The sequence below is a fragment of the Kitasatospora sp. NPDC085464 genome, assembly GCF_044541955.1.
Lineage (GTDB): Bacteria > Actinomycetota > Actinomycetes > Streptomycetales > Streptomycetaceae > Kitasatospora.
Window position 1 is genome coordinate 13,236 of record NZ_JBITTM010000072.1, and the last position, 25,648, is coordinate 38,883.

The window sequence follows — 25,648 nt, forward strand, 5'->3', positions numbered from 1 at the left end:
GGGCGGTCGGCGGTCAGCCGTCGATGCGGTGCTGGCTCCAGAAGGAGGTCAGGTCGACGGTGGTGGCGGCCTGGGCCGCGGCCTTGAACTCCGCGGTGGTGGACACGCCGTACCAGTGCGCCTGCGCGTAGTTCCGCAGCAGGGTGGTCATCGCGGTGTCGCCGATCGTCCGGCGCAGGTCGTGCAGGGCGCACTTGCCGTAGCCGTAGACGACCGTCGAGTAGCGGGAGGAGTTGGCGTCCCAGTACGCCATCGAGTTGGTGATCTTCTCGGCCGCCGAGGCCCAGGAGACGCTGTTCCAGCAGCCGTTGCCGGTCTTGCCGAGGGCGAGGTCGGTGGAGTAGTCGGTGAAGGCCTCGTCCAGCCAGGGGCTGGTGTACTCGTCGTCGCCGACGATGCCGTACCACCACTGGTGGCCGATCTCGTGGGTCAGCGCCGTCGTGCTGACGAGGTCGAGGACGAAGCCCGGGTACTCCATGCCGCCGAACCAGAAGTTGTTGTCGATCACCGCGTCCAGCTCGCCGTACGGGTAGGCGCCGAAGCGCTGGGCGTGGGCGTCGACCGCCGAGGTCGCGGTGGAGAGCATCGACTTGGCGTCGGCCGCGCTGATCCCCGCCACCGAGTAGACGTTGACCTTCACCCCGGCCGCCGAGGTGCCGGAGATCTTGGTGAACGGCCCGGCGCCCCAGGCGAAGTCGCGCACCTTGCTCGCGGTCGCCTTGGTGACGGTCCGGCCGGCCGCGCCCGGGGTGTCCACCGAGGTGCCGGTCGCGGGCACCAGCAGGCCGGAGGGGTGGTCCAGGGTGACGGTGAAGTCGGAGGCCACCGAGTAGAAGGACTCGCCGTTGTTGGTGTACGGGTCGAGGTGCCAGCCGGCTCCGTCCCGTATCGCCAGGACGGGAAGGGCGTTGCCGATGAAGTTGAACGCTCCGTCCCGGCCGAAGCGGTCCGCACCGCTCGGCACGGTGATGCCGAGGTCGAAGCCGACCGTGCCGCTCTGGCCCTGCGCGAGCGGCGCCGGCAGGGTGACCTTGAGCGCGGTGCAGTTCACCGAGAGCGGGGCGGGCGTGCCGCCGGTCACGTTGGTCACCGTGATCGGGGTGCTGGGGCAGCTGCCGTGCCAGTTGTCCCACAGCCGCAGGTACACCTCGTTCAGCGGGCTGGGCGAGGCGTTGGTGAAGGTCACGCTCTCGTGGCCGGTCCAACTGCCGCCGGAGGCGTCACTGGTGAGGTTGACGGTGTACCCGGGCGAGGCCGGGGTGCGGGTCGGGTCGCCGGGCTGGGGCGGGGTGGTGCCGCCGGAGGCGTCCAGGGTGACGTCGTCCAGCACGAAGCTGGTCTGCAGGCTGGAGTCCTCGACGCCGGTGAAGGAGAGCGTCGCGGTCTGGCCGGCGAAGGCGGAGACGTCGACGGTCCGGTGCACGTACCCGTCCCGGGCGTCCAGGTTGGAGTAGGTGGCCAGGGTGGTGGAGCCGAGCTTGACGGTGAGCTTGTCGTAGGCGGTGCTGCCGGTCGTCTCGGCCGTGTCGACGTGCAGCCAGAATCCGAGTGTCGCGGTGCCGCACCCGGTGGGGAGGGTGACGGACTGCGAGAGGGTGTCGGTGTGGGTGGATCCGTAACCGTCGAGCCAGGCGTAGGAGCTGCCGGAGTGCGCGCTCTGGCCGGTGTCGCCGGTGATCGCGCCGCTCGGCGCCGTCCAGGGTGAACTGCCGGACTCGAAACCGCTGTTGGCCACCACCTGGGCGGGTGCGCAGTCCGCGGCGCTCGCCACATTGGGGGTGGCGAGCGCCGCGAGGCCGGCGGCTGCGAACAGGGCGGCACCGGTCAGGGCATGCAGGAGTCTTCTCATCGGAACCTCTCGTGGGGAGCGGGCCGGGAGCAGCAGCGTGACAGCAAACCCGCACCTTTGAAAGGCTCATGACACCAAGTGGACCGGTCGGACCCCGCCGGGCCCCGTCGCGGTACGGGACCGCCGCGGTACAGGACCGCCGCGGTACGGGTCCGCGCGGTCAGCGCGGGTCGACCAGCTCCGGGGCGAAGACCGTGCCGAGCGGCTCCGGACCGATGTACTGCTGGCAGTTGCACGGCCGCGCCTCGTACTGCAGCGGGCGGCGGTCGGCGTCCCAGGCGGTCGGGGCCTCGACGTCCTCGTGGCAGCGGCCCTGCTTGTCGTGCTTGGCCAGGTGGTGGGTGCAGCCGCAGACCGGCTCCGGCGGGCGGTTCGACGCCTCCAGCGCGGCCTGCTGACGCTCACTGGCGGCGAGCAGCTCCATCTTGCGCTCGTGCCGCACCTTCAGTGCCTGCCGGGCGTCCTTGACGATCCATCCGCTGCCGTACAGGACGACGGGCAGCACCCACCACATGTTGAGCACCTGGTCCACTGACTCTCCCCCGATCGGGTCCGACTCCGGCCGTTGATCATACTGCTGACCAGGGGCTACCGACCCCGGCAGGAACGAGGGCGAACGACCGCGAAACGACGGTGAACGGCCGCGAGACGGCCGTGAAACAACGGCGCATGGGCGTCGGACGGCGGCGTCAGCGGATGACCGGGAGCACCGCCTCCGTGCTGCGCCCGCTCGCCGCCTCGATGAAGGCCACCGGGTCGGCGACCTCCGCCAGCAGGGCCCGGGTCGCCCGCAGCGCCGCGTCGGCGGGCGGCGGCCCGCCGACGGCCGCGATCAGGTCGAGCAGGTGGACGGTCGCCTCCATCAGCGCCACCTCGCCGAGAGCGCCGACCGTGACGCTGCCGAGCAGCGGGTGCGCGACCGTCGTACCGGGCGGCAGGTCGTCGAGCGCGGCCAGGGCCGCCGGGCCCTCGACCCCGAACCGGGCGATCAGCACCGCGGGATCGGCGGCCACGGCGGTCTGCCTCGCCGTCTCGGCGACCTGCCCGGCGGCGGTGTGCGCGAGACCGCCCGGCCGGTTGTAGGCACGCAGGATCCCGGCACCCGTGGTGATCTCGGCCGGCCCGTCGAGGACGGCCGTGCGCAGCCCGGTGAACATCTCCGGCACCGGCGCCACGTGCGCGTACAGCTCCCGGACGGTCCACGCGGGCAGCCGGGTCGGCCGGCCCCAGTCCGCGGCGCCGAGGGCCGCACCGCGTTCCGCCCAGGAGCCCCAGGCCTCCGCCAACACGGCGCTTACCGGGTCGTTCTGACTGTCCATCGGCTCTCCTCGGAGCGGGTGTCACGGGACGGCCCCCACGTTACCCACCCGCCGCCGCCCACGACCCGGCGCCCACCGCCGGCCACAAGCCACCCACTACCCGGGCACCCACCACCCACCACCACCCGCCACCCGCCGGAAAACCGCTTGCCGCCCCCGCCGCCCGGCCGTCACCATCACCGCATGACCGCCTTCCCCGCCCCCGCGCTGCCCGAGACCTCCGCCCGCCCGGCCGCGGTCCGACAGCAGCCCGGCCGCCCCCGGAGGCCCGACGCCGTACGCGGATGAGGGCCGCCCTGGTCGCGGGGCTGCTCGCCGGGTACGGCGTCGCCGTCCCGGTGGGGGCCGTCGGGGCCTATGTCGTCGCGCTCACCGCGCGGACCTCGCTGCGCACCGGTGCCTGCGCCGCCCTCGGCGTGGCCGCCGCGGACGGACTGTACGCGCTGGTCGCGGCGGCCGGCGGCGGCGGGCTCGCGCCCCTGCTCGAACCGGTTGCCGGGCCGCTGCGGATCGGCTCAGCCCTGGTGCTGCTGGCCCTGTCGGCCCGTACGGCCCACAGCGCGCTGCGCCACCGCCCAGGGGCCACCGCGCCGTCCGGGGCCGCCGTGACGTCCGTTGCCGGCGCGACGTCCCTTGCCGTCGCGCCGTCCGGGGCCGCCGTGACCCCGGAACAGGCGCCGCCCTCCCCCGCCCGGGCCTTTCTGACCCTGCTCGGGATCACCCTGCTGAACCCGCTCACCGTGCTCTACTTCGCCGCCCTGGTCCTCGGCGGCAGCGGCCGGGACGCCGCGACCGCCGACTCCCTCGCCCGGGCGGTGTTCGTCGCCGCCGCGTTCGCCGCCTCCGCCAGCTGGCAGCTGCTGCTCGCCTCGGGCGGGGCGCTGCTGGGCCGCGCGCTCACCGGGCCGCGCGGGCGACTACTCACCGCAATCGGATCCGCCGCCCTGGTCGCCGTACTGGCCGTTCGACTGCTGGTCGGCTGACCAGCGCAATCACCGGAGCGCCGGGACCGGCCGGGCCACATGCGCCGTACCCGTTTACGCCGGATTCATCCCTTGTATCCTGGTTCTGTATCCGCTGGGTGACTTCCGCCGATCCGGAGGAGTGCGGACATGGGTGAGCGGGACGGCACCGAGAAGCGGGGGCGACTGAGCCGCCCGCAGGTGCTCGACGCCGCGGTGGCGCTGGTCGACCGCGAGGGCATGGCCGCACTGACCATGCGCCGACTGGCGTCCGAGCTGGGTGTCGAGTCGATGGCCCTGTACCGCTACACCCCGGGCAAGGAGGCCCTGCTCGACGGCCTGACCGAGGCCTACTTCACCGAGGTCAACGACCGGCTGCGGACCGCTGCCGCGAGCGGCCCGCGCCCGCCCGAGCGGCACCGGCCCGAGCGGCGCCGGCCCGAGCCGCACCAGCCCGAGTGGCGGCAGGAACTGCGCCGGATCGCCCAGGCGTTCGCCGCCGTCGCGCACGCCCACCCCGAGATCCTGCCGCTGGTCGCGACCCGCCCGCTGACCGTCCCGGTGACGCGGCGGCCGGCGCCGGTGCTCGAACTGACCGAGCACATCCTCGCCGTGCTCGGGCGGGCCGGCTTCGACGACGCGACCGCCCTGACCGTCTACCGCTCCTTCGTCGCCTGGAACCTCGGCTGCCTGCTGGTCGACAAGCGCCAGGTGGTCGACAACCCGGAGGAGCCGGACCCGGCCCTGCGGCTCGGCCTGCACCGGCTGCCCGCCGCCGACTACCCGCGGCTGCGCGCCCTGGTGCCCCGCTTCGCCGACTTCGACGACGACGCCGAGATGCTCCGCGGCCTGGACAGCCTGCTGGACGGGATGCCGCAGCCTCCCCTTGACGCCTTCTACGGCGGCGACGCATCCTGAGGATACGAGGTACACGTCGGACATATCCTCTGATGACGGCGCTGCGGAGCGAGCCGCCCGAGACCGCTCCGGCCACGTTCCGCGGGCGCCAGGGAAGAAGTCCCCATGTCCGCCGTTCCGAACGAACCCCACCACGACGACATCCTGCGCCTGCGCGTCACCGCCAGGGACCCGGACGCCCTGCGCGCGCTGCTGCGCGACACCCGCTCCGACACCGGCGGACGCCCGTACGTCGAGGCGGACGGCCGCGTCGGCATCGACGTCTACGCCACGGCCGCCCAGGTCCCGGCCCTCGAACGCGAGGGCGTCACGGTGACCCGGATCGGCAACGCCAGCGAGGCCGGGCGCGCCGCCCAGGCCGAGGTCGGCACCGGCGACCGGTTCGCCCCCGCCGACGCCGTCCCGCGCGGCCTGGCCGCCAAGCTCGCCGGCTGACCCGGGAGGCCCGCCATGCCGTACCTGAACATCACCGAGGTCGAGTCCGCCGTGACCAGCCTGGCCACCGCCTACCCCGGCCTCGCCGAGCTCATCACCCTGCCCGAGCCCTCGTTCGAGGGCCGCACCGCGCACGCCCTGCGGATCGGCGCACCCGCGCCCATCCCCAAGAAGTGCGTGATGTTGATCGGCGGCGTGCACGCCCGCGAATGGGGCAGCTGCGAGGTCCTCGTCCACTTCGCCGCCGACCTGCTGGAGGCCTACCGCAACGGCACCGGCCTCGGCTACGGCGGCTCCGTCTTCACCGCCGACCAGGTGCAGCACCTGCTCCGGCGCCTCGACCTGGTCGTCTACCCGCTGGTCAACCCCGACGGGCGGCTCTACAGCCAGACCGTGAAGTCGATGTGGCGCAAGAACCGCAACCCGGCCAACGCCGGCGGCAGCCCGAAGCCCGCCTGCATCGGCGTCGACCTCAACCGCAACTACGACTTCCTGTTCGACTTCGCCACCGCCTTCGACCCGCACGCCAACCCCCAGGTCTCGGCCGACCCGTGCGACGAGATGGTCTACTGCGGGCCGACCGCGTTCTCCGAGCCGGAGACCCGCAACGTCCGCTGGCTGCTGGACCAGCACCCGCGGACCGGGTGGTTCGTCGACGTCCACAGCTACGCGCAGGACATGCTCTACAACTGGGGCGACGACGACAACCAGTCGGTCGACCCGGACATGAACTTCCGCAACCACCAGTTCGACGGCAAGCGCGGCCTGCCCGGCGACCTCGCGTACTCCGAGTACATCCCCAAGGGGGACGAGGACACCGCCCGGCTGCTCGCCGAGGCGTTCTGCCAGGGCGTCTACGGCGTCCGCGGCGTGCCGTACAAGCCGATGACCGGCTTCCATCTGTACCCGACCAGCGGCACCAGCGACGACTACGTCTACGCCCGCCACTACACCGACCCCGGCCGGGGCAAGGTGCTCGGCTTCACGGTCGAGTGGGGCAACGACGCGGCCCACTCGCCCAACCCCTTCCACCCGCCGTGGGCGGAGATGGAGCGGATCGTCCTCGACGTGGACGCCGGGCTGGTGCAGTTCTGCCTGGCCGTCACCTGAACACCCGAACACCCGAACACCTCGGGAACACCGGGAACGCCGGGAACGCCGGAAACGCCAAGCCACAGTGCCCGACAGCAGGGCGCCCGCCACGATCGGTCGTGGCGGGCGCCTTGGCGAGTGCGCCGAGTGCGCTCAGGCGGCTCGGTGGAAGAAGAACGGGTCGATGGACGGCGGAACGCGGGTCACGCCGTCCGTGCTGAGCAGTTGGCGGGTGGTGAAGTTGGCGTTGCGCAGGTACGTCACGCCGACCGGGAAGTTGGCCCGGTCCGGTGTGTTGTTGCCGGAGAAGATGCCGTAGAAGTCCCGGCCGATCGCGAGCATCCGGATGTAGTCGCCCAGGTACGGGATGTGCTTCGCCTTCGGGACGTCGCCCGGGGCCTGGTGCAGGACGGTGCGCTCGACGGTCCCGAAGCGGTCCGCGGACAGCTCCAGCACCGTCGACCACTGGCCGTCGGCGAGCTGCTGGTAGAGCAGTCCGACCAGACCGTCGGAGTTGATCGCCAGCGAGGGGTTCTTGGCGTTGATCAGGTCCGCGTGCGCGTCGGTCCAGGTCTGCCCCCGGTCGGCCGAGTGCCGCACGTGCAGCACGTAGTCGGTGGGGAGGCCGCCGGTCGCGTCGCACCAGGCGACCCACACGCTGTTGGAGTTCGTGGGGTCGACCGCGATCGACAGGTCGGCGCCGGTGCGCTCCTGGCCCAGCGTCGCCTCGTGCACCTTGAACTCCAGGGCCCGCCCGCTGACCACCCGCTGGCCGACGACGCCGTCGACCGAGTCCCGGAGGTCCTCGAAGGCGTTCTGGCCGAGGCCGCCCTTGTCGTCCCGGGTCACCACCACGTCGAGGGTGATGAAGAAGGCCGGAGCAGGATCCGCCGTGTCCCGGACCTCGCGGCTGTAGCTCTCGAAGGCGCCGTAGACCGTGCCGTCGGAGTGCACGGCGAGCCGGATCGGCGGCCCGTTGCTCTTGGCGCCGGGGCGCTGGTCGAGCCGGACGTCGGTGAAGCCGCCCGAGCCCGTGCCGGCGTCGGCGGAGACCGTCGCCGTCGCGGAGCCGGCCCCCCGGTCGAGGACGTTGTTGCCGACGTACACGACGTCCCGGCCGCCGCCCTCGGCCCCCGCGGGCGCCGTGACCACCCAGGGCTGGTCCGGGTTCAGGTCCGTGGACACGTCCGCCAGGACCTCCATCGCCCCGGGCGAGGTGATGTCCTCCGTGCGCAGGATCTCCAGGTCGCCGGTGGTGGCGTTGAGGATGCCCGTGTAGAGCCTGCCGCCCTGCGCGGCGAAGCCGACACTGATGTCGAAGGTGCCGAAGTCGCCCTTCTCCCCGGGGACGACGGACGTCAGCACCCAGGTGTCGCCGCCGTCGGCCGAGACGAAGACCGGGGCGAACGGCCCGCCGAGCGGGTCGAGGGTGAAGGCGGTCGCGACCATCTCCCGCGGGTTCTCCGGGTTCACCGCGAGGTTGGGCTCGGCGTCCTGGTTCGTGTCACCGCTCTGTGCCATGGGCACGATGTCGACGACCTTGATGGTGGGCATGTCGGCTCACCTCCCTTCGCGCAGCACGGCGAGCTTCTGCACCGGCTGGTAGTCGTCGGGGTGGAGCAGTCGGTACGGCGCCTGCGCCGCGAGGTCGCCCGAGGTGTCGTGCAGCAGCCAGAGGCCCAGCTGCCCGGGCGCCGGCTTGGGCACGCGGTACCAGCGGACGTCCTGGCTGCGCGGGTAGAGCACGCCGGTCCGTCCGGGGGTGACCGGGCCGGCTTCGACGCGGGAGACGTCGATCGTGGCGCGCCACCAGAGCGGGGCGTGCTCGGAGTGCGCCGGCAGGCCGAGGTCCTCCAGGCCCACCACGGCGCCGATCACCACCGCGTCCGCCTCGGCGGCGTGGGCGGCGATGTCCTGGTTGCGGATCGTGCGTTGCACCGAGGAGAACGGCAGCTCGTCGGCGGTGGTGGCGGCGAGCGACACGTGCCCCTGGACGGCCTCGGCGGGCAGCCGGGCCACCTCGGCCAGGCCGAGGCCCTCACCGTAGACCAGGCCCCGGGTGAAGAGGGCCCTTGTGTCGCCGACCGCCAACGGGGCGTCTTCAGGGGCCAGTTGAACGGTGACCTCACTGCCCGCGAGTTGCCGGAAGGCCTGGGGCGCGTGCAGCACCTCGGTCACCTTGACCACGGCGGTCCGTTCGTTGCGGGCGTCGGCGGGAAAGGCCGCGAGCGAGGTGCCGCCGACCCGGGTGACCGTGCCCACGAAGCTCAGCGGAGCCCGGCGGACGAGGTCGATCAGCTGCTCGGGGGCGACCCCGGGCGATACGTCAGTCATGACGGTCCTCCTCCCCGCTCACCGCGCGGCGCGGGCCGAGGAGGGGTGCGCCCGGCGCCACTCGATCCGCGCGCCGAGCAGACAGGCGGCGGTGACGGCGGCCGCCAGCGCGACCACCAGCCACTCCGCCGCGCCGCTGCCGGCGTCCGGGTCGAGGCCGAGGAGCGTCTCGATCCACTCCGGCCACGCCAGGGTGAGCAGGAACAGCAGTCCGGACAGTCCGCCCAGGACCGTCTCCAGCCAGAAGCGGGGCCGGACCGGACTCGATTGTGGGAAGGGCATCGCTGCACCTCCCTTTCTCCGACCACCCGGGCCGCGCCGCGCCGCAGCGCGCGCCTCCGTGCCGCCGCGCCGTGGCGACGGCACGACCCGGCCGGGCCGGCCCGGGTCGGGGTTGCTCCCGTCGGCGCCGCCGGTCGGGGGCGTGGTCGCCGCGGGAGGTGATCTGCTTCGATCCGCAGCGTCGGGGGCTGCGGTGGGAGTGCGCCGGAGGGGCTCGCGGGGTCACCCCGCGTGCCCCCGGCGCTGTACGCCTACGAGGCACACGTACTTCGTATACGAGTCTGCGCGCACCCCCGGGGCAGGTCAAGGCGCCGGGGCGACGCCGGGCCGGTCAGGTCCGGGCGCCGAGCATCCGCAGCACCAACTCGCCGTATCGGCGGCCGAGTTCCTCCGGCGTCTCGGTCGAGCGGTCGGTGTACCAGCGGGAGACGTCGATGCCCAGCGAGGTGACCGCGCGGGCCGCCGTGCGCACCTCCGAGACCTGGAAGTCGCCGGCCGTCGCCCCCTGCCCGATCAGCGCGCTGACCTCGCGCTCGATGTCCAGCCGCAGCGCGGCGACCACCGCGTAGGCGTCCTCGGGCAGCGCGTGCAGCTCGTAGTTGACCACCCGGCCGACCGTCCGCGCCCGGGCGTGCCAGGCGGTGAACTGCTCGACGAGCCGCCGCATCCGCTCCGCCGGACCGCCCTCGCCGGACACCGCCTCCCGGACCAGGGCCAGCGTGGCGGCGTGCCCGGCCTGGCTGATCTCGGCCAGCAGCGCGGCCTTCGACTGGTAGTGGATGTACAGCGCGGCCGGGCTCATCCCGGCGGCGGTGGCGATGTCCCGGGTGGTGGTGGCGTGGAAGCCGCGCTCCGCGAAGGACTCGACGGCCGCCTGGAGCAGCCGGTACGCCGCTTCGGGGCGGGTGTCGGCGCCGGGCAGGGTCGGCCAGAGGTCTGCCATCGGGGTGCTGGTCATGGCGTCATCCTCCCAGAGAACGCGTACCGGAATTCGTACGGGCTTTCGCGTGGGGCCCCGCCGGACGGCCCCGGCGGACGGCCCCGGCGGACGGTCCCACCAGGCCGTCCCACGGGCCGTCCCACCGACTCCTCCTGCCGGCTCCGGCCGCCGGGCCGTTCCGCCGACCGCTCGGCGGCTTCGCGGGCTGTTGACAGGTTCTCGCACCGACACCATGCTGAGCAAGCGCTTAGTCAGCGATGGTAGTCGGATCCTCGCACGAAAGGCAGGACGCTCCGTGGTGCACTCCTTCAAGGGCCGGGTGGCGGTCGTCACCGGATCGAGCCGGGGCATCGGCCTCGGCATCGCGCGCGAGCTGGTCGACCGCGGCGCCAAGGTCTGCCTCACCGCCCGCAACGCCGAGCCGCTGGCCGAGGCCGTCCAGGACCTGGGCGGACCGGAGAACGCCATCGCCGTCGCGGGCAAGGCCGACGACCCGGCACACCAGGAGGAGGCGATCGCCCGCACCCTGGAGGCCTTCGGGCGCCTCGACCACCTGGTCAACAACACCGGCATCAACCCGGTCTACGGGCCGGTCCTGGAGACGGACGAGGCCGCCGCCGCCAAGATCATCGCCGTCAACGTGCTCGGCCCGCTGGCCTGGACCCGCCGCGCGCACGCCGCGTGGATGGGCGAGCACGGCGGCTCGGTCGTCAACGTCGCCTCGATCGCGGGCATCCGCGCCTCCGCCGGCATCGGCATGTACGGCGTCAGCAAGGCCGCACTGATCCGGCTCACCACCGAACTCGGCGCCGAGCTGGGCCCGCAGGGCATCCGGGTGAACGCCGTCGCGCCCGCCGTCGTCAAGACCAAGTTCGCCGAGGCCCTGTACGAGGGCCGCGAGGAGCAGGTCGCCGCCGCCTACCCGCTCGGCCGCCTCGGCGTGCCGGAGGACGTCGCGGGCGCGGTCGCCTTCCTGCTGTCCCCGGACGCCGGCTGGATCACCGGCCAGACCCTGGTGGTCGACGGCGGGGTCACGCTCGGCGGTGGGATGTGACGGCCGGGGCGCTCGCCGACCCGTCGGCCGGGGCGTTCGCCGGCCAGGGCGTCGTGGTCACCGGCGCCGGGCGGGGCATCGGGGCCGCGCTGGCCCGGGCGTTCGCGGCGGCCGGGGCCCGGGTGGTGGTCAACGACCTGGACGCCGCGGCCGCCCACACCGTCGCGCAGGAGTGCGGCGGCACCGCCCTGCCCGGGGACGCCGCCTCCGCCGAGGGCCTGGCCGCCCTGGTCGGGGGCTCCCGGGAGGCCCTCGGCGAGATCGACCTCTGGTGCGCCAACGCGGGCGTCGCCCCGTCCGGCGGCGCCGACGCCCCGGCCTCCGCCTGGACGCTCGCCTGGGAGGTCAACGTGCTGGCGCACGTGCGCGCCGCCGAACTGCTGCTCCCCCGCTGGCTGGAGCACGGTACGGGCCGCTTCCTCGCCACCGTCTCCGCCGCCGGGCTGCTCACCAGCCTGGGCTCCGCGCCGTACGCGGTCAGCAAGCACGGCGCGCTCGCCTTCGCCGAATGGCTCTCCGCGACCTACCGCCACCGGGGCGTCCGGGTGCACGCGCTGTGCCCGCAGGGCGTGCGCACCGACATGCTCGCCTCGACCGGCGCCCTCGGCGAGCTGATGCTCGCCCCGAACGCCCTGGAGCCCGAGGACGTCGCGGCCACGACGCTCGCCGCGCTGCGCGAGGAGCGCTTCCTGATCCTCCCGCACCCCGAGGTGGCCGAGTACTACCGCGTCCGGGCCACCGAGCCCGAGCGCTGGATCGGCGGGATGAACCGGCTGCAGCGGGAGCTCGAAGCGGGCGGCGCACTGTGAGGGCCTGGCAGGTCGGCGAACTCGGCGAGCCGGCCGCGGTGATGCGGCTCGCCGGGGACGTGCCGCAGCCGGTGCCCGGACCGGGGCAGCTGCTCATCCGGGTCCGCGCCGCCGCCGTCAACTTCCCGGACGCGCTGATGGTGCGCGGGCAGTACCAGGTCCGCCCGCCGCTGCCGTTCACGCCCGGGGTGGAGCTGTGCGGCGAGGTCGCGGACGGGCCGAGGCGGGGCGAACGGCTGATCGGCAACCCGGTGCTGCCGCACGGCGCCTTCGCCGAGTACGCGCTGCTGGACGCCGCCGCCGCGTTCCCGGCGCCCGAGGCGCTGGACGACGCCGAGGCCGCCGCCCTGCACATCGGCTACCAGACCGCCTGGTTCGCGCTGCACCGCCGGGCCCGGCTGCGGGCCGGTGAGACCCTGCTGGTGCACGCCGCGGCCGGCGGCGTCGGCAGCGCGGCGGTCCAGCTCGGCCGGACCGCCGGGGCCAGGGTGATCGCGGTGGTCGGCGGCGCGGCCAAGGCGGAGACGGCCCGGGCCCTCGGCGCCGACCTGGTGGTGGACCGGACGGCCGAGGACTTCGTCACCGCGGTCAAGGAGGCCACCGGCGGGCGCGGCGCGGACGTGGTCTTCGACCCGGTCGGCGGCGACGCCTACACCGGCTCCACCCGGTGCATCGCCTTCGAGGGCCGGATCGTGGTCGTCGGCTTCGCCGCCGGGCGGATCCCGGCGCCGGCCCTCAACCACGCCCTGGTGAAGAACTACGCCATCCTCGGCCTGCACTGGGGCCTCTACAACACCCACGACCCGCGCGCCGTCCGCGCCGCGCACGACGAGCTGACCAAGCTCGCCGAGCAGGGCGCGGTGCGGCCGCTGGTGAGCGCCCGGGTGCCGCTCGCCGGTGCGGCGGACGCCGTCCAGCGGGTCGCCGACGGGCTGAGCACCGGCCGGATCGCCGTCCTCGGCGGCTGACCGCCACCGGTCCCGCCGCCCCGGTCCTGCCGCCACCGGAAAGTCGGGTGCGGCGGGACCGTCGCCGCTGCCAGGATGCCGGGATGACGACCTATTCCGCCGCTCGCGACTCGCTGGAGGGCCTGGCCCTCGGGGACGGATTCGGGGAGCGCTGGTTCCCCCTCTTCCGCTCGCCCCAGGAGGCGTTCACGCAGATCCGGGCCCGGCGCACGCCGGAGGAGGGCCCCTGGCACTGGACGGACGACACCGCGATGGCACTGTCGGTGTACGGGATCCTGACCGCCTTCGACGCGGTGCACCAGGAACGGCTCGCCCAGGCCTTCGCGGCCACCTACCGGGCGGACCCGGGCCGGGGCTACGGGCACGGCATGCACCTGCTGCTGCCGGAGCTCGGTGCCGACCCGACGCGGTGGCGCGCCGCCGCACGGGAGCTGTTCGACGGCCAGGGCAGCCTCGGCAACGGCGCCGCGATGCGGGTGGCCCCGCTGGGCGCCTGGTTCGCCCCGGACCTCGACGAGGCGGCGGAGCAGGCGGCACTGTCCGCCGAGGTCACCCACGCGCACCCGGAGGGCGTCGCCGGGGCGGTGGCCGTCGCCCTGGCCGCGGCCCTCGCCGCGCGCGGCCGCTCCGGTCCCGCGCCCGCCGGCGCGGAACTGCTGGCCGAGGTCGCCGGCCGCACCCCGGCCGGGGAGGTCCGGGACGGGCTGCGCCGGGCCGCGGAGCTGCCCGCCGCCACCGAGCCGTGGCGGGCCGCCGACCTGCTCGGCAACGGGCAGCGGGTCCGGGCGAGCGACACCGTCCCGTTCGCCCTGTGGTCCGCCGCGCACCACGTGGACAGCCTGACCGACGCGCTGTGGACCACCGCGGAAGGCCTCGGCGACGTGGACACCACCTGCGCCATCACCGGCGGCGTGGTCGCCGCCCGCACCGGCCTCGGTGGCGTGCCGCGGACGTGGCTGGCCTGCCGGGAGCCGCTGCCCGACTGGGTCGCGGCGGCGGAGGCCGAGGCCGGAGCCGGGGTGGCGGCCGAAGGCAAGGCGGCAACCGAAGCCGGGGCGGCCGACGAAGCCGAGACGGCGACCGGAATCGGCTGACACACCAAGGATTCGTACCCGGAGGGGTGACACGGGTGGCTGCTGTGGCACCCGTGGCACCCCTAGCGGAACCCCGCCTCCCAGGTGTGGCGAACGGATGACGGTTCGTACCGCGCACGGTAAGACTGGCCGGGCCGACGCGCTCCGCACGGGTGCGGCGCACCGTCGCGACGTTTCCCCGACGTGCCACGTTGAGAAGCGACTCCAGGAGAGTGACCCGTCATGCGAAACCCGCGTTCTCTCGCGCTCCGGGCCGGTGTGGTCCTCGGCACCGCACTGATCGCGGCCGGACTGCTGGGCGGGCCCGCCCAGGCCGCCCACGCCGTCCCCGTCGCCGACACCGCCGTGACCGCGCCCGCCGCTGCCTCCGCCGTGTCGGACGCCGACCAGACCGTCATCCAGGCCACCGCCGGCCTGACCCGCGGCCAGAGCTGGTCCTCGCCGGACGGCAGCACCGTGCTGTGGCAGCAGACCGACGGCCACGTGGTGCTGTACCACAACGGCGTCGCGATCTGGACGGCCGTCGGCACCTACGGCGTCGGCACCTACTTCTACGTCCAGGCCGACGGCAACCTCACCGCGTACGACGCCGCCTGGCGCCCGCTGTGGGAGAGCCGGACCGGCCGCCACCCGGGCGCCTACCTGGCCATCCAGAACGGCGGCAACCTGGTCGTGTACTACGGCAACACCCCGCTGTGGTGGTCCAACTACCGCCCCGGCAGCGGCCCGGTCGACCCCGACCCCGAGTGCACCCCGACCCCGCACCGCCTCTGCCCGTGACCGACCGCGTTCGGGGGTCCGTAGCCGAACGGCCGCTCACCGACCGGCCGTTCACCGAGCGGCTGCTCAGCGACCGGCTGCTCACCGACCGGCGGCGATGACCTCCAGGGCCGGGCGGGGCTCGCGGCCGAGCAGTGCCGCGAGGTCGCCCGGCCCGCCCGGCCCGCCCGAACCGCCCGGACCGGCGAGGAAGCCGTGGGCGATCGCCGAGTAGGTGCCCACCACCATCGGCACCTGGAAGTCCCGGGCGTCCGAGGCCGCCAGCGCCGTCCGGGCGTCGGCCAGCAGGCCGGGCCGGTACTCGGCGCCGAGCGCCGCGGCCACCTCGGCACCGCCCAGCGCCCGCTCCCCCACCAGCTCGTACGTCCGGCCGCGGTGCGCGCCCGGTTCGAGCGCGACCCCGACCGCCGCCTCGGCGAGGTCCGCCCTCGCCACCGCCGCCAGCTTCCCGTCACCGAGCGGCGCGGTGATCACCCCGTCGGGGCCGGGCGCCGCGATGGCGCCCAGGAGTTCGGCGTACAGCCCGTTGCGCAGCACCGTCCAGCTCAGGGTCGCCGAGGAGCGCAGCCGCCGCTCGGTCCAGCGGTGGGCGAGGGCGTAGGGCAGGTGGTCGCCGTCGCCGGAGAGGCTGGTGTAGACGACGTGCTCGACGCCCGCCCGCTCCGCCGCCTCGATCGCCGCGCCGTGCCGGGCGATCACCACGTCGTCCTCGGCGGCTCCGGCCGAGATCAGCAGCAGGGTCCGGACGCCGTCGAAGGCCTCCGCCAGGGTGTCCGGCCGGTCGAAGTCCACCAGCCGGGCGGGTGTGCCGGCCGGCACCTTGGCGGGGGTGCGCGAGCCGGCGACGACGCCCTCCCGCCCGGCGAGGCCCTCCAGGACGAGGGCACCGAGGCCTCCGGTGACACCGGTGACGAGCAACATGATGGGTTCCTCCTGGGGATGATCGACCGTCGGCGACGTCCCCATCCTCGATAGCCTGGGCGTTCGGCGTAAGGAGGCACTTTCATGTCAGCAGGGCACACCGCGGTAACCACCCCCCGCCCGGTGGTCTGGTGCGAGGACGGCGTGGACTGCGGGATCCGGGACCTGCTGGACCGCCTGGGCGACAAGTGGTCGGTCCTCACCGTCGTCGAACTCGCCCAGGGCGTACGGCGGTTCCGCGAGCTGCAGCGCGCTCTGCCGGGGATCTCGCAGCGGATGCTGACCCTGACGGTGCGCCGCCTGGAGCGCGACGGCCTGGTCTCGCGGACCGTCCACCCGACCGTCCCGCCGCAGGTGGAGTACGAGTTGACCCCGCTCGGCCACAGCCTGACCCACCTGGTGCGGGCGATGGCGGACTGGTCCTACGGCCACCACGACGCGATCGTCAGGTCCCGTCGGGCCTGGGACGAGGCCAACCCGGGCTCGGAGATCAGGTAGGGGAGCTCCGGCAGGGAGGCCTCGGTAGGGAGGCTCCGGCCTCCGGCCTCAGCCGGTGACCTCCACGGTGACCTCGTAGGTCCGCTGGTCGGGCGGGCATTCGCGGGCCTCGCCGCAGCTGGTGCGGGTCGCGGTGAGGTGGGCGGTGCCGGGGGCGCGGGCGGTGAAGGTGGTGGTGACGGTGCCGCAGCCGCCGCCGGGGCGGCAGGAGGGGGACGGCGCGGTGGTCGGCGTGCCGGTCGGGGCGACGACGTCGGGGGCGGAGCTGGTCGCGGCGGACCAGTAGGTGCTGTGGAGCGCGAGCGTCAGCGTCGTGCCGACCGCGGCCTTCAGGGTGGAACCGCCGGCGTGTTCGTCCACCGCGAGCACCGCCGGGGTCGGGGCGGACGTACCGGGGGCCGATGTCTTCGAGGCCGTGGCAGCGCAGCCGGACAGGGCGAGCAGGGTCAGCAGGGCGGCGGCGAGCGCCAGGGCGGCGGGTCTTCTCGGGTTCACGGTGGTTCCTTCTGCCGGTGTGCAAGCGGTGCCGTTTTGACGCAGCAGCCGCCGATTCGGATCCCCCCCGATGAAAAACGGCTGTGGAATACGACACCGGGGCGGGCGCTGGGCCCACCCCGGTGCGTTCGGCGCTGCGATCGTCAGGAGACGGTCACGTCGTCGTAGTAGGTGTAGGTCGGGTCACCCGGGTAGTTGTCGTCGTGGTTGCTCAGGGTGAGGGTGTAGGAGTGGCCGGGGGTGACGGTCGCCGTCTTGTTGGTCCAGGTGCCGGTGGTGGTGCAGGTCTTGGCGAGGACCGTGGCGGTGGTGCCGGTGGTGTTGTCCTTCAGGGTGGCGGTGGCCCAGTCGTAGGTGACGGTGTCGTCACAGGTGTTGCTGTACCAGAAGGACAGCTTGCTGGAGCCGGTCGGCGCGGTGAAGGTCTGGGCGATCGAGGAGTCCCCGGTCGGGCTGGTGGAGCCGACCATGGCGCCGAAGCTGCCGCTGTGGGCGGCGGAGGCCGGGGCGGAGGTCGAGCCGGCGGCCGTCCAGCCGGTCAGGTTGCCGGTCTCGAAGGTGCCGTTGGTGACGGCGTTGCCGCCGCCGCCCGTGGTGGACTCGGTCCAGGAGAAGCTGGTGCTGCCGGTGGCGCCGGTGGTGTCGGTCGCGGTGACCGTGACGCTGGAGGTGCCGGCGGCGGTCGGGGTGCCGGAGATCAGGCCGGTCGAGGAGTTGATCGACAGGCCGGCCGGCAGGCCGGTGGCCGAGTAGCTCAGGGTCTGGCCGGTGGCCGAGTCGGTGGCGCTGATCTGCAGGCTCGCCGCGGTGCCGACGGTGCCGGACTGGCTGCCCGGGTTGGTGACGGTGACCGTGTTGCCGTGGGTCAGGATGGCGTGCGAGATCGCGCAGGAGTTGGTGTCGTTCGACCAGCTGGCCTGCTCGGCGTAGCTGCCGAAGGAGCCGAAGGAGATGTTGGCGGCGCCGCCGGTGCTGCCGGGCCGGATCCAGGCGCACTCGTCGGAGTTCTCCTGGCCGTTGTAGCTGCTGCCCGAGACGTGGTTGGTCCAGCCGCCGGCCGGGTTCTGGTCGGACATCATCTCGTGCCACTCGTGGCCGAGGGTCATCGTCCAGCCGTCCAGCGTGCCGGGCGAGTTGACGAAGCCGACACCGCAGTTGGCGCCCGCGTCGATGTTGTACGGCTGGTTGGAGAAGGCGATGTCGCCGTAGGGCGAGCTCGCCGCACCGCCGGTGAGGGTGGTGTCGCCGTTCCAGTCGTGCCAGGCGCAGTACCCGGTGGAGGGGTTCTGGTAGTCGTCCGGGTTGGTGCCGTGCGGCGACAGGACGATGTAGTACGCGTCCCGGTTGGCGGCGGCGGTGGTGTTGCCGAAGTGGCCGGCGGCCTTGACCGCCTCCTGGGCGAGCTGGTTGCCGGTGGCCTGGCTCGGCGAGGCGGCCGCGTTGTCGTACCAGACGCCGGACAGCACGCCGCCGCTCTGGTACGGGATGAAGTTGGCGTTGGAGGGGCAGCTCACGGCGCCGGTGGCGACGTTGGGGCCGTCGCACCACTGGGTGAGGTCGGCCGACCAGGTCTCGCCGTTGGTGCCGATGCCCTTGAACATCTGCTGGGTGGCACCGGCCGCACCGGCCGAGTCGCCGGAGAACTTGGCGTTGCCGTTGGCGTCGGTGCTCTGGGTGCCCCACTGGTTGCCGTAGAACACCAGGTAGACCTTGGAGTGCCCGCTCTGCACGCCGATGCCGTCGACGCCGCCGCCGTAGGACAGGGTCTGCTGACCGGTCGCCGCGGCCTGGTTGTGGGCGTCGAGCCACTTCTTGTAGTTCTCGTGCTGGGACATGCCGGGCACCGCGCCGTGCCGGTACGGGTGGCCGTTCTGCGGGCTCCAGGGGTTGAACTCGTTGGTGGTGCTGCCAGTACTTCCCTGCGAGCTGGAGATGTCCTGCGCGGAGGCCGGACCGGCGCCGGCCAGGCCGGCGACGGCGAGCGCGAGCGACGCGATGCCGGTGAGCGCCGCGTACTTCGCGCGTCCGGTCCTTGGGGAGTGACCCATGGGTGAGGGTGCCTCTCTTCTGCCGATCGTCCGGGGCCGTGAGGGAGCCCCGGGCGATCCCTTTGTGGGGAAGGGGGCGGACGGCGGGTTCCGCGGGAAGTCGCGTCCGGTCGGAATTTCTCCGCACACCCGGAATTGACGTCCCGTCGGCCCCTTGCCGCCTGCTGGGCATGAAGGAAAGCAGAGCTGATGAACACCGGTCAACAGGGAAGGGTAAGGGCTGATTAAGAAACGCGTCGAAGCAGGTCAAGCGGAATCGATGAAAAGGAGTCGACGCGCGTAACCATTCACTGAATGCTGCTCGGAATGAGGGTTTATTCGGATTCCACTGACCACTCCGGCGGGCCGAGGCACCGTCAGGCCCGCAGCCGCCACACCGTCGGGCTCAGCCGCTGACACGTCGGGCGGGCCCCGCCGCCGCGCCCCGACCCGACCGGGGCCCCCACCCCTCTGCAGCCCCGCCCCGCGGCCCTACCGCTCGTACGTCATCTCCGGGAACCGCGGCGAAGGCCCGTCCAGCAGGTGGTCGTCGTGGCCGCGCAGCCAGCGGTCGAAGAAGGAGGCGACGTACGAGCGGGTGGCGAGCTCGGCTCGGCCGGGGCGGACGTCACCGACGTCGTTGCGCAGCTGCTCCGCGCCGAGGGCGCCCTGCCGGGCGAGCTGCGGCAGCAGGGTCTGGGCGTCGGTGTACGAGCCGTGCCTCGACCCGGTGAGGGTGACGTCGGCGTGCCACCCGGTGCTGTGCTGCCACAGGGCGTTCCAGCCGGGCTGCCGGCGGTAGGTCCCGGAGTCGTCGCTCCCGGTGCCCATCAGCAGGAAGGGCCGGTCCAGGCCGTCCTCGGCGACGCTGGGCAGGAACACGCCGGTGCGGCCGTCCGGGCCGGGGAAGTGCAGCTGGCCGTCCATGTTGATCCCGGCGGCGATCCGCGGGTCGTCGTGCATGGTCTGGAGCGCGGTGAAGCCGCCGGCCGAATGGCCGACCATGCCGATCCGGTCGAGGTCGAGCGCCCCGGCCAGCCCGCTCGGCAGGTCCCTGCGGGCGCCGAGGCAGGTCAGTTCGTCCAGGACGAAGCGGGTGTCGGCCACCCGGGCGGCCATGGCCTTCCGCAGCACGGCGCCGATGTCCAGATCCGGCTGCCCGAGCATGCCGGGGAGCACCGAGGTAGCCAACTCGCCCCTGGGGAAGGCGACTTCCGAAGCCTCGTAGGTGTGGTCGACGGTGACGACGACGTAGCCGCGGGAGGCGAGGTCCTCGACGAGGGCCGTCCCCCAGGTGCGCGGGTCGCCGAGGCCGGGCGAGTACAGCACCACCGGGCGCCGGCCGGGCAGCGCCGGTGCGTCCTTGCGGGCATGGGTGCGGATGCCGGACCAGTCGGTGCTGCCGGGCGTGGTGCCGTAGTTGATCAGCCCGACGCCGTCGGCGCCGCCGAAGTGCTCCCCGGCGGCGGGCTCCATGTACGGGGCCCGGCCGGCGGGGTCGGCCGGGCGGGAGGTCGGGTACCAGAGGCTGATCATCAGCTCGCGCCGCTGCCCGGGCTTCCACGGGTCCTCGCGGCCGGCGTCGGTCAGGTGCACGGCGGTCGTCCCGATCGGGTACGGCCCGGTGGGCTCCGGCAGCCACGCCCGCGCCCGCTGCCCGGCGTCCCCGCCCTCCGCACCCGCCGCCACCGCCGCGGGGGCGCCGACGGTGCCCAGCACCGCCGTCGCCGCCAGCAGGACCGCTGCCAAGGCCCGTCCCCCACTGCCCATGATCCGTCCCTCCGCGCCCTCGATCGATCGAACACGCAGGACACTACGGGCGGGAACGGTCCGCAGCCGTCATACCGAAGTGCCAACTCACCCCTGGGTACCACGGTATGACGCCACATGACGCACCCCTACGGGCACCCGTCCGCACCGGGGCCGATCACCATCCGCCGAGGCAACGGGTGGCGGGCGGAGCGACCACCGCCCAACCCGCCGCCGCGCCCCTCCGGGCCGGCTCGGGACCCCCTCAGCGGTACCGCTTCAGCTCCCGGCGGGCCAGTGAGCGCTTGTGGACCTCGTCCGGGCCGTCGGCGAGCCGCAGGGTGCGGTTGCCGGCCCAGAGCTGGGCGAGCGGGGTGTCCTGGCTGACGCCGGCGGCGCCGTGGGCCTGGACGGCCTTGTCGAGGATCCACTCGACGGTGCGCGGGGTGGCGATCTTGATCGCCTGGATCTCGGTGTGCGCGCCCCGGTTGCCGACGGTGTCCATCAGCCAGGCGGTCTTGAGGACGAGGAGCCGCAACTGCTCGATCCGCACGCGCGATTCGGCGATCCAGTCCTGCACCACGCCCTGCTCGGCGAGCGGCTTGCCGAAGGCGACCCGCTCGGTGGCGCGGCGGCACATCAGCTCCAGCGCCCGCTCGGCGATGCCGATGGCCCGCATGCAGTGGTGGATCCGTCCCGGCCCCAGCCGGGCCTGGGCGATGGCGAAGCCCGTCCCCTCCTCGCCGATCAGGTCGGCCGCCGGGACGCGGACGTCCTCGAACAGCACCTCGGCGTGGCCGCCGTGGTCGGCGTCGTCGTAGCCGAAGACCGTCATGCCACGCTTCACGGTCACACCGGGGGTGTCGCGCGGGACGAGCACCATGCTCTGCTGGCGGTGCGGCTCGGCGTCGGGGTCCGTCTTGCCCATCACGATGAGCAGCCTGCACTCCGGGTTCATCGCCCCGGTGATGTACCACTTGCGGCCGTTGATCACGTACTCGTCGCCGTCCCGCTCGATCCGGGTGGCGATGTTGGTGGCGTCCGAGGACGCCACCTCGGGCTCGGTCATCGCGAAGGCGGAGCGGATCTCGGCGTCGAGGAGGGGGCGCAGCCACCGCTCGCGCTGCTCGGCGCTGCCGAACTGGGCGAGCAGCTCCATGTTGCCGGTGTCCGGGGCCGCGCAGTTGAGCGCGGGCGGGGCCAACTGCGGGCTGCGGCCGGTGATCTCGGCGAGCGGGGCGTACTGCAGGTTGGTCAGGCCGGCGCCGTGCTCACCCGGCATGAAGAGGTTCCACAGCCCCTGCTTGCGGGCCTCGGCCTGCAGGTCCGCGACGACCGGCGGCACGGCCCACGGCGCGCGGGCCGGGTCGGCGAGCTGCGCGGCGAGGACGGCCTCGGCGGGGTGGACGTGCTCGTCCATGAAGGCGAGCAGCTGCTCGCGGAGCTCGGTCGTCCGGGCGTCGTAGGCGAAGTCCATCGGTCAGTTCTCCTTGAGGGTGTTCAGGCCGTGGCGGGCGAGGATCGGGGCCATCTCGCCCGCCCGCTCGAAGCCCGCGCCGAGGGTGCGGCCCTGCTGGAAGCGGAAGAAGATGCCCTCGGCGACGGCGGCGAGCTTGAACGAGGCGAAGGCCACGTACCAGTCCAGGTCGGCGGCCTGACGGCCGGTCGCCTCGGCGTACCGGGAGACGATCTCGTCGGGCTTCGGGAAGCCGGGGGCGGTCATGGCGGAGGGGATGATACCGCCGCCGACGCCGGCCAGTTCGGTGTACATCACCAGCAGGCCGACGTCGGTGAGCGGGTCGCCGAGGGTGGACATCTCCCAGTCGAGCACGGCGGCGATGGCGTCACCGTCGTCGACGAGGACGTTGTCGAGGCGGTAGTCCCCGTGCACCAGCGCGGGCGCGGGGGACGTCGGCAGCCGCTCGGCGAGCGCGGCGTGCAGCCGGTCCAGGGCGGGCAGGTCGCGGCTGCGGGAGGCGGCGAGCTGCTTGGACCAGCGGCGCAGCTGGCGTTCCAGGTAGCCGTCGGGGTGGCCGAAGTCGGCGAGGCCGACGGCGGCGGGGTCGATCCGGTGGAGGGTGGCGAGGGTGTCGACCAGGCGGCGGCCGAGGGTGCTCACCCGCTCCTCGCCGAGGGCGGCCAGCGGGGCGGCATCCCGGTGGGCGGTGCCGGTGACGTACTCCATGAGGTACCAGGGCGCGCCGAGGACGTCCGTGCCCGGATCGAGGAGGAGAGTGTGCGGCACCGGGACGCCGGTGTCGCGCAGCGCGGTCATGACGCGGTACTCGCGGCCCATGTCGTGCGCGGTGGCGAGGACGTGTCCGAGTGGCGGGCGGCGCAGCACCCAGCGGGAGGAGCCGTCGGAGAGGACGTAGGTGAGGTTCGAGCGGCCGCCCTCGATGAGGTCGGCCCGCAGCGACCCCCGGACTGCCCCGGGCAGCTCCCGGTCGAGGCGGGCGCGCAACCGCACCAGGTCCACCCCGGGCGGCGAGGCAGGGGTCTCGGACATCGGGCGACTCCTTGGTCTCGGGTTGACTAAGCGCTTGCTTAGCATTCAGCCGCAGGAGGCCCCTGTCAATGCCACGACCCCCCGAGCCACACGGCTCAGGGGGTCGTCCGAATGGGCTCCTGGCCCGATCACCGGTGGTGGTTCACGCTCGCCCGCCGCTTGCCGCGGCGTCCAGGGCATCCAGGGTGGCGGGATCGAGGGCGACGGCAGGCTCGGCGGAAAGGTGCTCGCGCCACGGCTTGATCTGCACTCGCACAGCCGCGAAGGTGAACGCCCAGCTCTCGTCGGCGATGACCTCCCCGCCCCGCTCGTACAGAATGATCAAGGGCTCGAACGGATCCGGCAGGTCCGGGAGCCGCACCCCCGGCGTGTCCTGCAGAGTTGCCCACCGTACGGCCGCACGGCAGGCGTTCTCGGTCGAGATGCCACCGACGTGCGCCACGAGGAACTCCTCAAGTCGCTCGGCCACCTCGGGGTCCACCTGGATCTCCGGGGCGAGCGCTCCGGCGATGTCGAAGATGGGCCACTTCGGCGGACCGCCCAGCACCTCGGCCCAGAGCGAGGCCCGGCGAAGGTACTCGACCATCAGTCGGGAGCGGGATCCGGCATGCGCGTTGTAACCAGCTTGATTGGTCCACTTGATGCCCATCAAGCGTTCCATCATTGCGTCAGTGAGACTTTTCGACATTCGCATGCCACCATTCCAGAACTGATTGGGCCAGTCGATCTTCTCACTCGCGTGATGAGGTCGTCGGCCCGCCGCGACCCCCGTGCGGCTCCCGTCGAGGTGGGCGCGCAACCGCACCAAGTCCACCCCCGGCCCGGGCGGCGAGGCAGGGGACATCGGGCGACTCCTCGGCCTCGGGTTGACTAAGCGCTTGCTTGGCATTCAGCCGCGGGAGGCCCCTGTCAATGCCACGACCCCCCAAGCCGCACGGCTCAGGGGGTCGTCTGAATGGACTCCTGGCCCGATCACCGGTGGTAGTTCACGCTCGCCCGCCGCTTGCCGCGACGTCCAGGGCATCCAGGGTGGCGGGATCGAGGGCGACGGCAGGCTCGGCGGAAAGGTGCTCGCGCCACGGCTTGATCCGCACGGATCGGCCGCCGAAGTTGAAGGCCCGGCTCTCGTCCGCGATGACCTCCCCGCCACGCTCGTAGACGAGGAGGAGAGGCTCGAAAGGATCCGGCAGATCGGGAAGTCGCTGCCCCGGAGTGTCCAGCAGCGTCGCCCACCGCACGGCCGCACGGCAGGCGTTCTCGGTCTCAATGCCACCGACGTGTGCGATGAGGAAGTCCTCAAGCAGCTCAGCCAGTTCCGGGTCCACCCGGACGTCCGGGGCGAGGGCCCCGGCGATGTCGTAGATGGGCCACCTCGGCGGACCACCCAGCACCTCGGCCCAGAGCGAGGCCCGTCGAAGGTACTCGACCATCAGTCGGGACCGGGAGGCCACATGCGCATTGCGGCCTTCCAGGTTGGTCCACTTGATGTCCGTCAGACGATCCATCATTGCGTCAGTGAGACTCTTGCGCATGCGTGTGCCACCACTCCAGGGCTGATCGGGCCAGCAGGTCGATATTCGAGAGGTCTTTCGCGATCGGCACATCCGGCGGCTCGATCCCGAGCCCCCTCCAGTGCTTCAGCGTGCCGTCGAGCGTGTGGGCGAAGCTGCTCCCGGATTCCGGGGCCAACTCGTGTGCACCGACATTGCCCGGGTGAGGAGTGTAGTCACCCACCCATGCGCTTGGATCCTCCGAGCGGTACGGTACACCGGCCTCCATGAGGACACTTTCGACGTATTCGTGGGCGATGATGCCGCGGACGATTCCGGCGGTCGACTCCGAGACGTTCCAGTTCCGGGCGCGAAGCCAGTAGGTGGCCAGCTCGTTGTGGGCGTTGAAGTATTCACCCTCCACTGACTTGTTGGGACCGAACTGCACCTTGTGCTTGGTCAGGAATAGGTGTTCCTTGGCCTTGGCTACGATGCCCTCTTCGATCTCCAAGTTCTCGGCGATCCGGGGAACGTCGTCCGTCATCGTGCGGATCTGCTCGTACTTCGGCAGAGCCTCGGGGTCGCTCCGTGCGGCGTACTCCGCTCTGAGATCCCCGGAGGGGAGGCCCTCCGATCCCGGAGGAACGCGGTCCGGGGTCAGGTTCGCGCCCGAGGTGCCCGGACGCACCCCGCCGATTGCCTGCGGCTCGGTCGGCGCAGGCACGTCAGGTCGCCTGGCGGAGCCCCGAGGTCCGGCAGCGCCGCCGACGGCGCCGAGGACGAGGTCCAGGGGCATGACGGGCCCGGTCTTGAACGCGGCGTCGTAGCCGTAGGTGAGGCCGGCACCGGTGACCATGCGGCCGGGGACGGTGTCGGCGGCGTTGGCGGCCTTGGCCAGGCCGGCGAGGACGACGGACGCGCTCTCGGCGCGCTCGGCGGCGTTGACGACGACGCGGCCGCCGGCGCCGAGCCCGCCGCCGGCCGCACCCATGATGCCGCCGGTCTCGGCCGAGTCGGCGGCCTCGGTCAGGCTGTAGCCGCCGTCACCGAAGAACTCCACCCGGATCGGCTGAGCCACGGCGACGTCCACGGCGATCGCCTCGACCGCACCGAACACGGCACC

Annotated in this window: 25 protein-coding genes and 1 pseudogene; 10 read left to right on the plus strand and 16 right to left on the minus strand. The window is 73.2% G+C overall.

Going from position 1 to position 25,648, the window contains the following annotated elements; genetic code table 11:
* Positions 1-13 precede the first annotated feature (13 nt).
* From ACIGG8_RS39225 to ACIGG8_RS39235, 3 genes are all read right to left on the minus strand, one after another.
* Positions 14-1,849 (minus strand): M1 family aminopeptidase, encoded by a 1,836-nt coding sequence (locus ACIGG8_RS39225; protein WP_396553378.1) that lies wholly within the window; start codon positions 1,847-1,849, stop codon positions 14-16.
* A gap of 160 nt (positions 1,850-2,009) precedes the next feature.
* Entirely contained in the window at positions 2,010-2,363 is a 354-nt protein-coding gene (locus ACIGG8_RS39230; protein WP_396553399.1) for a hypothetical protein, read from the minus strand.
* A gap of 175 nt (positions 2,364-2,538) precedes the next feature.
* Positions 2,539-3,168 carry a maleylpyruvate isomerase N-terminal domain-containing protein gene (locus ACIGG8_RS39235; RefSeq protein ID WP_396553379.1) on the minus strand — a complete coding sequence of 210 codons (630 nt, stop codon included), beginning with the start codon at positions 3,166-3,168 and terminating at the stop codon, positions 2,539-2,541.
* A gap of 284 nt (positions 3,169-3,452) precedes the next feature.
* On the opposite strand from ACIGG8_RS39235, the gene ACIGG8_RS39240 reads away from it, so the two are divergent.
* The 4 genes from ACIGG8_RS39240 to ACIGG8_RS39255 all read left to right on the plus strand — a co-directional run bounded on the left by ACIGG8_RS39240 (position 3,453) and on the right by ACIGG8_RS39255 (position 6,593).
* On the plus strand, positions 3,453-4,151 hold the full coding sequence (locus tag ACIGG8_RS39240; protein WP_396553380.1) for a LysE family transporter: 699 nt from the start codon (positions 3,453-3,455) through the stop codon (positions 4,149-4,151).
* 129 nt (positions 4,152-4,280) lie between these two features.
* Positions 4,281-5,048, plus strand: coding sequence for a TetR/AcrR family transcriptional regulator (locus ACIGG8_RS39245; RefSeq protein ID WP_396553381.1), 768 nt, complete (start codon positions 4,281-4,283; stop codon positions 5,046-5,048).
* A 105-nt stretch (positions 5,049-5,153) separates the two neighbouring features.
* The gene (locus ACIGG8_RS39250) at positions 5,154-5,483 is read left to right on the plus strand and encodes a hypothetical protein (protein WP_350524876.1); all 330 of its coding nucleotides are present in this window, start codon (positions 5,154-5,156) and stop codon (positions 5,481-5,483) included.
* 15 nt (positions 5,484-5,498) lie between these two features.
* Positions 5,499-6,593: a M14 family metallopeptidase gene (locus ACIGG8_RS39255; protein WP_396553382.1), complete on the plus strand. Its 1,095-nt coding sequence runs from the start codon at positions 5,499-5,501 to the stop codon at positions 6,591-6,593.
* Between the two features lie 135 nt (positions 6,594-6,728).
* Here the strand turns inward: ACIGG8_RS39255 and ACIGG8_RS39260 are convergent, their stop codons facing one another.
* The 4 genes from ACIGG8_RS39260 to ACIGG8_RS39275 form a co-directional block, all read right to left on the minus strand.
* Positions 6,729-8,129, minus strand: coding sequence for a hypothetical protein (locus ACIGG8_RS39260; protein WP_396553383.1), 1,401 nt, complete (start codon positions 8,127-8,129; stop codon positions 6,729-6,731).
* A 6-nt stretch (positions 8,130-8,135) separates the two neighbouring features.
* Positions 8,136-8,909: a hypothetical protein gene (locus ACIGG8_RS39265; RefSeq protein WP_396553384.1), complete on the minus strand. Its 774-nt coding sequence runs from the start codon at positions 8,907-8,909 to the stop codon at positions 8,136-8,138.
* Positions 8,910-8,927: 18 nt separating this feature from the next.
* A complete protein-coding gene (locus ACIGG8_RS39270) occupies positions 8,928-9,191 on the minus strand; it encodes an ABC transporter permease (protein ID WP_350524880.1) in 264 nt (87 codons plus the stop codon).
* A 331-nt stretch (positions 9,192-9,522) separates the two neighbouring features.
* On the minus strand, positions 9,523-10,149 hold the full coding sequence (locus tag ACIGG8_RS39275) for a TetR/AcrR family transcriptional regulator (RefSeq protein WP_396553385.1): 627 nt from the start codon (positions 10,147-10,149) through the stop codon (positions 9,523-9,525).
* Positions 10,150-10,426: 277 nt separating this feature from the next.
* Between ACIGG8_RS39275 and ACIGG8_RS39280 the strand changes: the two genes are divergently transcribed.
* From ACIGG8_RS39280 to ACIGG8_RS39300, 5 genes are all read left to right on the plus strand, one after another.
* A complete protein-coding gene (locus ACIGG8_RS39280) occupies positions 10,427-11,185 on the plus strand; it encodes an SDR family oxidoreductase (protein WP_396553386.1) in 759 nt (252 codons plus the stop codon).
* Entirely contained in the window at positions 11,182-11,994 is an 813-nt protein-coding gene (locus ACIGG8_RS39285; protein ID WP_396553387.1) for an SDR family oxidoreductase, read from the plus strand. Before ACIGG8_RS39280 ends, ACIGG8_RS39285 begins: the two co-directional genes overlap by 4 nt.
* Positions 11,991-12,962, plus strand: a complete 972-nt coding sequence (locus ACIGG8_RS39290; RefSeq protein WP_396553388.1) for an NADPH:quinone oxidoreductase family protein — start codon at positions 11,991-11,993, stop codon at positions 12,960-12,962. The genes ACIGG8_RS39285 and ACIGG8_RS39290 overlap by 4 nt, the downstream gene beginning before the upstream one ends.
* A gap of 83 nt (positions 12,963-13,045) precedes the next feature.
* The gene (locus ACIGG8_RS39295; protein WP_396553389.1) at positions 13,046-14,056 is read left to right on the plus strand and encodes an ADP-ribosylglycohydrolase family protein; all 1,011 of its coding nucleotides are present in this window, start codon (positions 13,046-13,048) and stop codon (positions 14,054-14,056) included.
* 222 nt (positions 14,057-14,278) lie between these two features.
* A complete protein-coding gene (locus tag ACIGG8_RS39300) occupies positions 14,279-14,836 on the plus strand; it encodes a hypothetical protein (protein ID WP_396553390.1) in 558 nt (185 codons plus the stop codon).
* An 81-nt stretch (positions 14,837-14,917) separates the two neighbouring features.
* On the opposite strand, the gene ACIGG8_RS39305 is transcribed toward ACIGG8_RS39300, so the two are convergent.
* Positions 14,918-15,757 carry an NAD(P)H-binding protein gene (locus ACIGG8_RS39305; protein WP_396553391.1) on the minus strand — a complete coding sequence of 280 codons (840 nt, stop codon included), beginning with the start codon at positions 15,755-15,757 and terminating at the stop codon, positions 14,918-14,920.
* 84 nt (positions 15,758-15,841) lie between these two features.
* Between ACIGG8_RS39305 and ACIGG8_RS39310 the strand changes: the two genes are divergently transcribed.
* A complete protein-coding gene (locus tag ACIGG8_RS39310; protein ID WP_350524888.1) occupies positions 15,842-16,255 on the plus strand; it encodes a helix-turn-helix domain-containing protein in 414 nt (137 codons plus the stop codon).
* 48 nt (positions 16,256-16,303) lie between these two features.
* Here ACIGG8_RS39310 and ACIGG8_RS39315 read toward each other — a convergent pair whose 3' ends face one another.
* From ACIGG8_RS39315 to ACIGG8_RS39350, 8 genes and pseudogenes are all read right to left on the minus strand, one after another.
* A complete protein-coding gene (locus ACIGG8_RS39315) occupies positions 16,304-16,750 on the minus strand; it encodes a hypothetical protein (protein WP_396553392.1) in 447 nt (148 codons plus the stop codon).
* A 143-nt stretch (positions 16,751-16,893) separates the two neighbouring features.
* Positions 16,894-18,798: a putative Ig domain-containing protein gene (locus tag ACIGG8_RS39320; protein ID WP_396553393.1), complete on the minus strand. Its 1,905-nt coding sequence runs from the start codon at positions 18,796-18,798 to the stop codon at positions 16,894-16,896.
* 471 nt (positions 18,799-19,269) lie between these two features.
* Positions 19,270-20,526: an alpha/beta hydrolase family protein gene (locus ACIGG8_RS39325; protein ID WP_396553394.1), complete on the minus strand. Its 1,257-nt coding sequence runs from the start codon at positions 20,524-20,526 to the stop codon at positions 19,270-19,272.
* 265 nt (positions 20,527-20,791) lie between these two features.
* Positions 20,792-22,003, minus strand: a complete 1,212-nt coding sequence (locus ACIGG8_RS39330) for an acyl-CoA dehydrogenase family protein (protein WP_396553395.1) — start codon at positions 22,001-22,003, stop codon at positions 20,792-20,794.
* Positions 22,004-22,006: 3 nt separating this feature from the next.
* The gene (locus ACIGG8_RS39335) at positions 22,007-23,035 is read right to left on the minus strand and encodes a phosphotransferase family protein (protein WP_396553396.1); all 1,029 of its coding nucleotides are present in this window, start codon (positions 23,033-23,035) and stop codon (positions 22,007-22,009) included.
* Positions 23,036-23,177: 142 nt separating this feature from the next.
* Complete coding sequence (locus tag ACIGG8_RS39340) at positions 23,178-23,879, minus strand: hypothetical protein (protein WP_396553397.1); 702 nt, start codon at positions 23,877-23,879, stop codon at positions 23,178-23,180.
* Between the two features lie 142 nt (positions 23,880-24,021).
* Positions 24,022-24,567 carry a hypothetical protein gene (locus ACIGG8_RS39345; RefSeq protein WP_396553398.1) on the minus strand — a complete coding sequence of 182 codons (546 nt, stop codon included), beginning with the start codon at positions 24,565-24,567 and terminating at the stop codon, positions 24,022-24,024.
* Positions 24,548-25,648: pseudogene (locus tag ACIGG8_RS39350) on the minus strand (hypothetical protein); the annotation flags it as partial. The pseudogene ACIGG8_RS39350 and the gene ACIGG8_RS39345, both read right to left, overlap by 20 nt.

Bases quoted from the DNA above. Each gene is read 5' to 3' on its own strand.
- ACIGG8_RS39225 (WP_396553378.1), bottom strand. From the start codon at position 1,849: ATGAGAAGACTCCTGCATGCCCTGACCGGTGCCGCCCTGTTCGCAGCC.
- ACIGG8_RS39230 (WP_396553399.1), bottom strand. From the start codon at position 2,363: ATGTGGTGGGTGCTGCCCGTCGTCCTGTACGGCAGCGGATGGATCGTC.
- ACIGG8_RS39235 (WP_396553379.1), bottom strand. From the start codon at position 3,168: ATGGACAGTCAGAACGACCCGGTAAGCGCCGTGTTGGCGGAGGCCTGG.
- ACIGG8_RS39240 (WP_396553380.1), top strand. From the start codon at position 3,453: ATGAGGGCCGCCCTGGTCGCGGGGCTGCTCGCCGGGTACGGCGTCGCC.
- ACIGG8_RS39245 (WP_396553381.1), top strand. From the start codon at position 4,281: ATGGGTGAGCGGGACGGCACCGAGAAGCGGGGGCGACTGAGCCGCCCG.
- ACIGG8_RS39250 (WP_350524876.1), top strand. From the start codon at position 5,154: ATGTCCGCCGTTCCGAACGAACCCCACCACGACGACATCCTGCGCCTG.
- ACIGG8_RS39255 (WP_396553382.1), top strand. From the start codon at position 5,499: ATGCCGTACCTGAACATCACCGAGGTCGAGTCCGCCGTGACCAGCCTG.
- ACIGG8_RS39260 (WP_396553383.1), bottom strand. From the start codon at position 8,129: ATGCCCACCATCAAGGTCGTCGACATCGTGCCCATGGCACAGAGCGGT.
- ACIGG8_RS39265 (WP_396553384.1), bottom strand. From the start codon at position 8,909: ATGACTGACGTATCGCCCGGGGTCGCCCCCGAGCAGCTGATCGACCTC.
- ACIGG8_RS39270 (WP_350524880.1), bottom strand. From the start codon at position 9,191: ATGCCCTTCCCACAATCGAGTCCGGTCCGGCCCCGCTTCTGGCTGGAG.
- ACIGG8_RS39275 (WP_396553385.1), bottom strand. From the start codon at position 10,149: ATGACCAGCACCCCGATGGCAGACCTCTGGCCGACCCTGCCCGGCGCC.
- ACIGG8_RS39295 (WP_396553389.1), top strand. From the start codon at position 13,046: ATGACGACCTATTCCGCCGCTCGCGACTCGCTGGAGGGCCTGGCCCTC.
- ACIGG8_RS39300 (WP_396553390.1), top strand. From the start codon at position 14,279: ATGCGAAACCCGCGTTCTCTCGCGCTCCGGGCCGGTGTGGTCCTCGGC.
- ACIGG8_RS39305 (WP_396553391.1), bottom strand. From the start codon at position 15,757: ATGTTGCTCGTCACCGGTGTCACCGGAGGCCTCGGTGCCCTCGTCCTG.
- ACIGG8_RS39310 (WP_350524888.1), top strand. From the start codon at position 15,842: ATGTCAGCAGGGCACACCGCGGTAACCACCCCCCGCCCGGTGGTCTGG.
- ACIGG8_RS39320 (WP_396553393.1), bottom strand. From the start codon at position 18,798: ATGGGTCACTCCCCAAGGACCGGACGCGCGAAGTACGCGGCGCTCACC.
- ACIGG8_RS39330 (WP_396553395.1), bottom strand. From the start codon at position 22,003: ATGGACTTCGCCTACGACGCCCGGACGACCGAGCTCCGCGAGCAGCTG.
- ACIGG8_RS39335 (WP_396553396.1), bottom strand. From the start codon at position 23,035: ATGTCCGAGACCCCTGCCTCGCCGCCCGGGGTGGACCTGGTGCGGTTG.
- ACIGG8_RS39340 (WP_396553397.1), bottom strand. From the start codon at position 23,879: ATGTCCCCTGCCTCGCCGCCCGGGCCGGGGGTGGACTTGGTGCGGTTG.
- ACIGG8_RS39345 (WP_396553398.1), bottom strand. From the start codon at position 24,567: ATGCGCAAGAGTCTCACTGACGCAATGATGGATCGTCTGACGGACATC.